Below are 8,841 nucleotides of genomic sequence, written 5' to 3'. Positions count from 1 at the left end.
CCCCCGGCCCCGGCTTCGGCTTCGGCTTCGGCCTCCAGGGGGCCCAGCACCCGGAAGGTCACCCGGCGGGGGCCCGGCGCGCCGGTGCTGCTGCTCATACGCCCCACTGTAGGCACGCCGGACGCCGCGACCGGCCCCGCCGCCGCAGCGGCTCACCCGCCGCTCACCGGATACTCATCCGCCGCGGGCACGCTGGGCGCATGAGTTCCACGGATTCCCGCACCCCCCGTATCGACGGGTTCGACTACCGGCGCGTCACCGTCGGCGACGGCGTGGCCCTGCACGCCGCCGTCGGCGGCTCCGGCAGCCCGCTCGTGCTGCTGCACGGCTTCCCGCAGACCCATCTGATGTGGCGGCACGTGGCCGCCGACCTCGCCGCCGACCACACCGTGATCTGCCCCGACCTGCGCGGCTACGGCGAGAGTGACAAGCCCGCCGACCCGGACGGGACGGTGTACGCCAAGCGCGCCATGGCCGCCGACGTGGTCGCGCTCGCCCGCGCCCTCGGGCACGACCGCTTCGCGCTCGCCGGGCACGACCGCGGGGCGCTGGTCGCCGTGCGGGCGGGCCTCGACCACCCGCAGGCGGTCACCCACCTCGCCGCGCTCGACGTGCTGCCCACCCTGGACATGTGGGAGGTGCTGCACGGCACGAGCGCCGCCGTCGCCTTCCACCTCTATTTGATGGCCCAGCCGCCCGGCCTGCCCGAGCGGCTGATCGGCGCCGAGCCCGACGCGTTCTTCGGCCACTTCCTGGACGTCTGGACGCGTGGCCCGGAGGCGATCCCGGACGATGTGCGCGCCGCGTATCTGCGCGCCGGCCGGGCCGCCGTGCCCTCCATCGTCGCCGACTACCGGGCCTCCGCGGGGATCGACGTCACCCATGACGAGGCGGACCGCGCCGCGGGGAACCGGCTGCGGATGCCGGTGGCGGTGCTCCAGCAGGACTGGGGCGCGGCACTGGGGTTCGACGCCGCCGGGCTGTGGCGCGCGTGGGCGCCCCGGCTGCGGCACACCACGGTCTCCTGCGGGCACTTCATGGCCGAGGAGGCGCCCACCGAGGTCGTCGCGGCGCTGCGCGAGCTGCTGGCCCGCGCCGAGTAGGGGCTTGCCCCTTGCCGTGCGTCGCGGACCCCGGTGTCGCCGTGGTTGCTCGCGCAGTTCCCCGCGCCCCTGACGGGAGGCGGGGAACTGCGCTACCGGTCACAGAGCCCCCGCAGACTGCGACGGCCGCAAGGGGCGGCCCCTGCCCGGCTACAGCACCGCCAGGCGCAGCGTCGCGACCGGGAGCTCCTGTCCGGCTCGGGCGGCCCGTACCGCCGTCTCGGCGACCGTCGCCGCGACGTACGCCTCACCGAGCGTGGCGGCGCGCGGCTGCCCGCGCCGCGGCTCACCGGGCTCGGCACCGGAGTGTTCGCCGGGCTGCTGATGGCGCTGTGGGGCGGGCTGGACGGGCTGCTGATGGCGTCCTCGGCCGACGCGTACGGCGGCTTCTTCGTGCTGGTGTGCGCGGCGGCCGCGCTGTGGGTGCGGCCCGCCGAGCTGTACGCGGCGCCGGTGGCGGCGCCGCTGGCGTTCACGGTGGGGCTGCTGTGCGTGGGCGGCCCGGGGCACGGGATCGGGAGCCGTCTCCAGCAGGTGTTCACGAATCTGGCGCTGCAGGCGGGCTGGCTGTACGCGGGCACGCTGCTGGCCGGGGCGATCGCGGCCGGGCGCTGGCTGGCGGGCCGGCGTCGGCGGCGCCGCTGACCACCGCGCCCCGCACCCTGCCGGCAGCGCGGCTCCGGGACCAGTGTGTGAGGGGTCCCGCCCCCCTACGGTTAAAGTTGCGTCAGTTTTGAGCGCGGAGCCGTAAGGGGTGTGACAACAGAGCATGCCGAAGCGACTCCTGCGCTACAGCCTGCTGCGCACCCACCCGGCCCGGGTGACCGTCGTCGCCTTCGCGCTGGCGGCCCTGTCCGGCGCGGCCCTGCTCGCGCTCCCGGTCGCCACCGCGGACTCGCAGGCCGCGGAGCCGGTGGACGCGCTGTTCACCTCCGTCTCCGCGCTCTGCGTCACCGGTCTGGTCACCGTGGACACCGGCACCTACTGGTCGGACTTCGGCGAGGCCGTCATCCTGGGCCTGATCCAGGTCGGCGGCTTCGGCATCATGACGCTGGCCTCGCTGCTGGCGGTGCTGGTCTCCGGGCGGCTGCGGCTGCGGATGCAGCTCACCGCGCAGGCGGAGACGAAGACCCTGCGGATGGGCGACGTACGCCGGGTGCTGCTCGGCGTCGCCGGGACCACCCTCATCGTGGAGCTGTCCACGGCCGCGCTGCTGGCGCTGCGGTTCCGCTACCGCTACGACATGGCCATCGGCGACGCCGTCTACCAGGCGGTCTTCCACGCCGTCTCGGCCTTCAACAACGCGGGGTTCAGCCTCTACTCCGACAGCCTCACCCGCTACCAGAACGACCCGTTCGTCGAGCTGCCGGTGGCCTGCGCCGTCATCCTGGGCGGCATCGGCTTCCCCGTGCTGCTGGAGCTGCTGCGCCATCGCACCCGCTCCCGGGGCCCGCGCCGCTGGTCGCTGCACACCAAGCTGACGCTGGTCACGACGGGCTCGCTGCTGTTCGCCGGGGCCGTGCTGACCGCCCTGCTGGAGTGGGGGAACGCGGACACGCTCGGCCCGCTGGGGACCGGCTCGAAGCTGCTGAACGCCTTCTTCCACTCCGCGATGAGCCGCACGGCGGGCTTCAACGCCATCGACGTCGGCTCCATGGAGCCGTCCACCCTGCTGTCCACCGTCATACTGATGTTCATCGGCGGCGGCAGCGCGGGCACCGCGGGCGGCATCAAGGTCACCACCTTCGCGGTGCTGGGCGTCGCCATCCTGGCGGAGGTGCGCGGCGAGCCGACGTCCGGCGTGATGGGCCGCAAGCTGGCCCCGCACGTCCTGCGCCAGGCCCTCACCGTGGTGCTCCTGGGGATGGGGCTGGTGACAGCGGCCACCCTCGCCCTGCTGACGGTGGTGGAGGCACCCTTCGAGTACGTCCTCTTCGAGGCGGTGTCGGCGTTCGGCACCGTCGGGCTGTCCGCGGGGATCACCTCCGACCTCGGGACGGCCGGCGACCTGATCATCGTCATGCTGATGTTCGTCGGCCGCCTCGGCCCCGTCACCCTCGTCTCCGCGCTCGCCCTGCGCGAGCGGAGCCGCCGCTACGAACTCCCCGAAGAGCGACCCATCATCGGCTGACCAGGCTGGTCACGAGCAGATGTGAAGGGACCCATGAGCAGCTATCTGCACACCCTGAACCGGCGCCGCAGCCGGACGACGACCTCCGGATCGCGCCGCCGCCCCGCCCAGGACCAGCGCATCGCGGTCATCGGGCTGGGCCGCTTCGGCGGCTCCCTCGCCACGGAGCTGATGCGGCGCGGCTGGGACGTCCTGGGCCTGGACGAGAGCCCACACCTGGTCCAGAAGTACTCGGACGCGCTGACCCACACGGCCGTGGCGGACTGCACCGACATGGAGGTGCTCAACCAGCTGGGCGTGGGCGAGTTCTCCAGCGCGGTCGTCGGCATCGGCACCGATGTGGAGGCCAGCATCCTGGTCACCTCCAACCTGCTGGACGCCGAGGTGCCGAACATCTGGGCGAAGGCGATCAGCAGGCAGCACGGCAGGATCCTGGAGCGGCTGGGAGCCCATCACGTGGTGCTGCCGGAGCACGAGATGGGCGAGCGGGTCGCCCATCTGGTCACCGGCAGGATGCTGGACTTCATCCAGTTCGACGACGACTTCGCGCTGGTCAAGACGGTCGCCCCGGAGGTCGCCACCGGGCTCCCGCTGGGCGAGAGCCGGGTGCGCAGCGGGCACGGGGTGACCGTCGTCGGCATCAAGCGGCCCGGCCAGGACTTCACCTACGCCACGCCGGAGACGGTGGTGGAGAAGGGCGACGTGATCATCGTCACGGGCCGCACCCAGGACGTGGAGTCCTTCGCGAACCTGGCGTAGCGCCCCAGGTCCCTCAACAGGGCCCCTTAATGCCGTTAAGGGACGGCTTCAGCCGCGGAGCCGTTCCGCTGCCTCGGTGCGCAGATCTCGCCGCAGCTCCTTCGGCAGCGAGAACTGCATGTGCTCGTCCACCGGCTTGACGATCTCGACGTCCTCCCAGCCCCGCTGCGCGAGCCACTCCAGCACCCCGTCGACCAGCACCTCGGGGACCGACGCTCCGGAGGAGAGGCCGATGGTCCGCACGCCCTCCAGCCACGCCTCGTCGAGCTCGTCGGCGCTGTCCACCAGGTGGCCCGCCTTCGCCCCGTGCGTCAGGGCCGTCTCGACCAGGCGTACGGAGTTGGAGGAGTTGCGGGAGCCGACGACCAGCACCAGGTCGGACTCGGCGGCCACCTGCTTGATGGCGGTCTGCCGGTTCTGGGTGGCGTAGCAGATGTCGTCGCTGGGCGGCGAGAGGAGGTTCGGATAGCGGCTCTGCAGCGCGTCGACCGTCTCCATCGTCTCGTCCACGGACAGCGTGGTCTGGGAGAGCCAGACGACCTTGTCCGGGTCGCGGACCTCGACGTTCCCCACGTCCTCCGGGCCGTCGACCAGGGTGATGTGCTCGGGCGCCTCGCCGCTGGTCCCGATGACCTCCTCGTGGCCCTCGTGACCGATCAGGAGGATGTCGTAGTCCTCCTTCGCGTAGCGCACCGCTTCCTTGTGGACCTTGGTGACCAGGGGGCAGGTGGCGTCGATGGTGGCGAGCCTGCCGCGCCGTGCCTCCTCGTGCACCGCGGGCGCCACGCCGTGCGCGGAGAAGATGACGATCTCCCCCTCGGGCACCTCCTCCGTCTCCTCGACGAAGATCGCGCCCTTTTTCTCCAGCGTTCTGACCACGTATTTGTTGTGCACGATCTCGTGGCGGACATAGATCGGCGCACCGTACTGCTCAAGTGCTTGTTCGACGGCGATCACGGCTCGGTCCACGCCGGCGCAGTAACCGCGCGGCGCGGCGAGCAGGACCCGGCGCGAGGGCGATGCAGTCATGCGGCCATCGTACGGGGGGCGGCCTCCGCGCGTGGCCCGGTCCGCTCCACGGACAAAGCGCCCGGATACGGCAAGCTGAGAACCATGCCCGGAGCCCACAGCCGCTCGGCGGCCCTCGACCGCCTGAAGCACAGCGTCGGCGGCGACGTACACGGCAGCCTGCGCCGCAGCCTCACCCTCCGCGACCTGATCGTCTACGGTCTGCTCTTCATCGCGCCGATGGCGCCCGTCGGCATCTACGGGACGCTGGACGCGCGCAGCCACGGCGTGGTCCCGCTGGTCTACGTGATCGCCACCGTCGCCATGTCCTTCACGGCCTACTCGTACGCGCGGATGGTGCACGCCGTGCCGCAGGCCGGATCCGTCTACGCGTACGCGCGCGCCGGGCTCGGCGACGGGGTGGGCTTCGTCGCGGGCTGGATGATGATGCTGGACTACCTGCTGATCCCGGCGGTGGCCTACCTCTTCTCCGGGATCGCGATGGAGCAGCTGGTCCCGGAGGTGGACCGGTGGGTGTGGACGGCGCTGGCGGTGCTGATCTCGACCGCGCTGAACCTCTCCGGGGTGCACCGGGCCGCCGTCGTCGGCTTCGCCATCCTGGTGCTGGAGATCGCGGTGCTGCTGGTCTTCGTCGGCGCCGCCGTCGTGGTGCTCATCCAGGACGGGGCCGCGCGCGGCTGGCTGACGCCGCTGACGGGGGACCGGGACTTCTCGATGGCCGCCGTGCTCGGCGCGGTCTCGGTGGCCGTCCTCTCCTTCCTCGGCTTCGACGCCATCGCCAACTTCGCCGAGGAGGCCATGCGGGGCCGGGGGCCGGGGCACGGCGGCCCCTCGCTGGTCGCCAGGGCCCTGGTGTGGTGCCTGATCGCAGCGGGCGCGCTGTTCCTCGTCCAGACGTATCTGGCGGCGCTGCTGTCCGAGGACTCCTCGCGCAAGCTCGCCGACGACCCGGCCTCGCAGGGCGCCGCCTTCTACACGGCCGTCAACGCGTCGGTCGGCGAGTGGCTGGAGAAGCTGATCGCCGCCAGCAAGGCGATCGGTGCCGCGTTCGCCGCGCTGGCCGGACAGGCGGCGGCGGGCCGGCTGCTGTACGCGATGGCGCGGGACGGGCGGCTGCCCAGGACCCTCTCCCGGGTGCACCGGGGCACCGGGGTGCCGCGCCGCACGGTGCTGCTGACCGCCGTGCTGACGCTCTGCGCCGCCGTCTGGGCGGCCCAGACGGCGGACGGCCTGGACCGGCTGGTGTCCATCGTCGACATGGGCGCGCTGACGGCGTTCTGCCTGCTGCATCTGTCGGTGGTCGGCTACTACGGGCTCCGCCGGGGCGGTACGGAGCACTCGGTGAGCGTGCTGCGCGACTGGGCGGTCCCGCTGGTGGGCCTGGGCATCATGATCGCGGTGATCGTCACCGCGAACGAGGAGGCCCACCGGGTGGGCCTCACCTGGCTGGTGGCCGGCCTGGTGGTGGCCTACGTCCTGCACCGCAAGGACCGGCTGCGGGGGTGAGCCGCAGCCCGGCGGCACCGGCGATGTCCGAGCGAGCTCTTAGCCTTGCTGCATGGCGCTCACCACATCCGCGGAGACCCCCATCCCCGTGTCCGAGGTCTCCCGCCTCATCCGGGGCTGGATCGACCGGCTCGGAGCCGTCTGGGTGGAGGGACAGGTCATCCAGCTCTCGCCGCGCCCCGGCGCCGGCATGGTCTTCCTCACCCTGCGCGACCCCTCCCGGGACGTCTCGATCAGCGTCACCTGCTTCCGCCAGGTGTACGACCAGGTCAAGGACGTCCTCACGGAGGGCGCCCGGGTGGTCGTGCACGCCAAGCCGGAGTGGTACGAGAAGGCGGGCCGGCTCTCGCTGCGCGCCGCGGAGATCCGTCCGGTCGGCGTCGGCGAGCTGCTGGCCCGGCTGGAGCGGCTCAAGCGGGCGCTGGCCGCGGAGGGCCTGTTCGCGGCCGAGCGGAAGAAGCGCCTCCCCTTCCTTCCGCACCGGATAGGGCTGATCACCGGCCGCGCCTCGGACGCCGAGCGGGATGTGCTGCACACCGCCCGCGAGCGCTGGCCCGCGGTCCGCTTCGAGGTGCGCAACACGGCGGTGCAGGGGGCGTATGCCGTACCGCAGATCATCGACGCGCTGCGCGAGCTGGACGCCCGCGGGGACGTGGACGTGGTCATCATCACCCGGGGCGGCGGCGGGATGGAGGACCTGCTGCCGTTCTCCGACGAACGGCTGGTGCGGGCCGTCGCCGCCGCCCGCACCCCCGTCGTCTCGGCGATCGGGCACGAGGCGGACCAGCCGCTCCTGGACCTGGTCGCCGATCTGCGCTCGCGCACGCCCACGCACGCCGCGAAGGACACCGTGCCGGACGTCGGCGAGGAGCACGAGCGGGTGCGGGTGCTGCGCGAGCGCGCCTGGCGGGTGGTCACGGGGCTGCTGGAGCGGGAGGAGCGCGGGCTGGAGGCCGTGCTGAGCCGTCCGGTGATGGCGGACCCGCACGCGATGGTGGAGCGCCGCGAGGAGGAGGTCGCGGACGCGCTGGACCGCGCCCGGCGGGTGCTCGCACACCGGCTGGACCGCGCCGAGGACGAGCTGGCGCACACCCGCGCCCGGGTCGTCGCCCTCTCCCCCGCCGCGACCCTGAAGCGCGGATACGCGGTGCTGCAGCGCGGCGACGGCGCGGTGGTGCGGGACGCCGAGGAGGTCGCGGAGGGCGACGAGCTGCGCGCCCGGGTGGCGCACGGGGAGTTCGAGGTGACCGTCACACCCCCCGCATAGGCTGGGCGTATGACGACGACGGAGACGCCGGGCGGGACGGAGGAGTCCGCGCTGAGCTACGAGCAGGCGCGGGCGGAGCTGATCGAGGTCGTCCAGCGGCTGGAGGCGGGCGGCGCCACGCTGGAGGAGTCCCTGGCGCTGTGGGAGCGCGGCGAGGAGCTGGCCGGGATCTGCCGCGAGTGGCTGGAGGGCGCGCGGGCCCGGCTGGACGCGGTGCTGGACGAGGACGCGGAGGACACGGACGAGGACAACGACGACGACGCGGACAACGACGACGCGGAGGCGGACGACGAGGACGGCGCGGGGCACGGAGCGGGCTGACCGGCCGCCGGGCGGTGCGCGGAATAGCCGAGCCTTGGTTTAACGTTGAACAAGTAGTCGTACACTCGACCTACTGCTCAGCGCACACCCGTACGAAAAGGCAAGGCACCGCACCATGGCTCTGGTCCTCGACCCCACCGCACAGGATCTCCTCTTCCGCGAGGCCCGCACGGCCAACTCCTTCACCGACGAACCGGTGACCGAAGAGCAGGTACAGGCGATATACGACCTGGTCAAGTACGGTCCGACGGCCTACAACCAGTCGCCGCTCCGGGTCACCCTCCTCCGCTCCCCCGAGGCCCGCGAGCGCCTCGTGGCGCATATGGCCGGGCCGAACCAGCCCAAGACCCGCACCGCGCCGCTCACCGCGATCCTCTCCGCGGAAACCGACTTCCACGAGCGGCTGCCCGAGCTGTTCCCGCAGGTCCCGCAGCTCAAGGACGCCGTCTTCGGCGACCCGTCGGCCCGTGAGTCCGCCGGCACCTTCAACGCGGCGCTGCAGGCGGGCTACTTCATCGTCGGCATCCGCGCCGCGGGGCTCGCCGCCGGCCCGATGACGGGGTTCGACGCGGCGGGGCTGAACAAGGAGTTCTTCGCCGACAGCGGCCAGCGGGCCCTCATGGTGGTCAACATAGGCAAGCCGGGCCCCGACGCCTACCGGCCGCGCAACCCGCGGCTGGCCTTCGAGGACGCGGTCACCACGCTCTGACGCGCGTCCGGGGGCC

Annotated in this window: 9 protein-coding genes; 8 read left to right on the top strand and 1 reads right to left on the bottom strand. The window is 72.7% G+C overall.

Going from position 1 to position 8,841, the window contains the following annotated elements; all coding sequences use genetic code 11:
- The first annotated feature begins 200 nt into the window (after positions 1–200).
- The 4 genes from G5C65_RS25125 to G5C65_RS25110 all read left to right on the top strand — a co-directional run bounded on the left by G5C65_RS25125 (position 201) and on the right by G5C65_RS25110 (position 3,993).
- Positions 201–1,103, top strand: coding sequence for an alpha/beta fold hydrolase (locus G5C65_RS25125; protein WP_165301202.1), 903 nt, complete (start codon positions 201–203; stop codon positions 1,101–1,103).
- 45 nt (positions 1,104–1,148) lie between these two features.
- Positions 1,149–1,748, top strand: coding sequence for a DUF6542 domain-containing protein (locus G5C65_RS39545; RefSeq protein WP_241266035.1), 600 nt, complete (start codon positions 1,149–1,151; stop codon positions 1,746–1,748).
- A 124-nt stretch (positions 1,749–1,872) separates the two neighbouring features.
- On the top strand, positions 1,873–3,234 hold the full coding sequence (locus G5C65_RS25115) for a TrkH family potassium uptake protein (RefSeq protein WP_165301201.1): 1,362 nt from the start codon (positions 1,873–1,875) through the stop codon (positions 3,232–3,234).
- 33 nt (positions 3,235–3,267) lie between these two features.
- Positions 3,268–3,993 carry a potassium channel family protein gene (locus G5C65_RS25110; protein WP_206442243.1) on the top strand — a complete coding sequence of 242 codons (726 nt, stop codon included), beginning with the start codon at positions 3,268–3,270 and terminating at the stop codon, positions 3,991–3,993.
- Positions 3,994–4,041: 48 nt separating this feature from the next.
- Here G5C65_RS25110 and G5C65_RS25105 read toward each other — a convergent pair whose 3' ends face one another.
- A complete protein-coding gene (locus G5C65_RS25105; protein WP_165301200.1) occupies positions 4,042–5,022 on the bottom strand; it encodes a 4-hydroxy-3-methylbut-2-enyl diphosphate reductase in 981 nt (326 codons plus the stop codon).
- Positions 5,023–5,106: 84 nt separating this feature from the next.
- Between G5C65_RS25105 and G5C65_RS25100 the strand changes: the two genes are divergently transcribed.
- The 4 genes from G5C65_RS25100 (at position 5,107) to G5C65_RS25085 (ending at position 8,825) form a co-directional block, all read left to right on the top strand.
- Positions 5,107–6,528: an APC family permease gene (locus G5C65_RS25100; RefSeq protein WP_165301199.1), complete on the top strand. Its 1,422-nt coding sequence runs from the start codon at positions 5,107–5,109 to the stop codon at positions 6,526–6,528.
- 52 nt (positions 6,529–6,580) lie between these two features.
- Complete coding sequence (gene xseA / locus G5C65_RS25095; RefSeq protein WP_165301198.1) at positions 6,581–7,795, top strand: exodeoxyribonuclease VII large subunit; 1,215 nt, start codon at positions 6,581–6,583, stop codon at positions 7,793–7,795.
- A 9-nt stretch (positions 7,796–7,804) separates the two neighbouring features.
- Positions 7,805–8,116 (top strand): exodeoxyribonuclease VII small subunit, encoded by a 312-nt coding sequence (locus G5C65_RS25090; protein ID WP_165301197.1) that lies wholly within the window; start codon positions 7,805–7,807, stop codon positions 8,114–8,116.
- Between the two features lie 115 nt (positions 8,117–8,231).
- On the top strand, positions 8,232–8,825 hold the full coding sequence (locus tag G5C65_RS25085) for a malonic semialdehyde reductase (RefSeq protein WP_165301196.1): 594 nt from the start codon (positions 8,232–8,234) through the stop codon (positions 8,823–8,825).
- Positions 8,826–8,841 lie beyond the last annotated feature (16 nt).

It is taken from the genome of Streptomyces boncukensis (assembly GCF_011045075.1).
GTDB lineage: Bacteria > Actinomycetota > Actinomycetes > Streptomycetales > Streptomycetaceae > Streptomyces > Streptomyces boncukensis.
This window is presented reverse-complemented; position numbering and strand designations above follow the sequence as displayed.

Excerpts from the sequence above, each read along its gene's own strand:
- G5C65_RS25090 (WP_165301197.1), top strand. The coding sequence starts at position 7,805 with ATGACGACGACGGAGACGCCGGGCGGGACGGAGGAGTCCGCGCTGAGC.
- G5C65_RS25115 (WP_165301201.1), top strand. The coding sequence starts at position 1,873 with ATGCCGAAGCGACTCCTGCGCTACAGCCTGCTGCGCACCCACCCGGCC.
- G5C65_RS25100 (WP_165301199.1), top strand. The coding sequence starts at position 5,107 with ATGCCCGGAGCCCACAGCCGCTCGGCGGCCCTCGACCGCCTGAAGCAC.
- G5C65_RS25085 (WP_165301196.1), top strand. The coding sequence starts at position 8,232 with ATGGCTCTGGTCCTCGACCCCACCGCACAGGATCTCCTCTTCCGCGAG.
- xseA (WP_165301198.1), top strand. The coding sequence starts at position 6,581 with ATGGCGCTCACCACATCCGCGGAGACCCCCATCCCCGTGTCCGAGGTC.
- G5C65_RS25125 (WP_165301202.1), top strand. The coding sequence starts at position 201 with ATGAGTTCCACGGATTCCCGCACCCCCCGTATCGACGGGTTCGACTAC.
- G5C65_RS25110 (WP_206442243.1), top strand. The coding sequence starts at position 3,268 with ATGAGCAGCTATCTGCACACCCTGAACCGGCGCCGCAGCCGGACGACG.
- G5C65_RS25105 (WP_165301200.1), bottom strand. The coding sequence starts at position 5,022 with ATGACTGCATCGCCCTCGCGCCGGGTCCTGCTCGCCGCGCCGCGCGGT.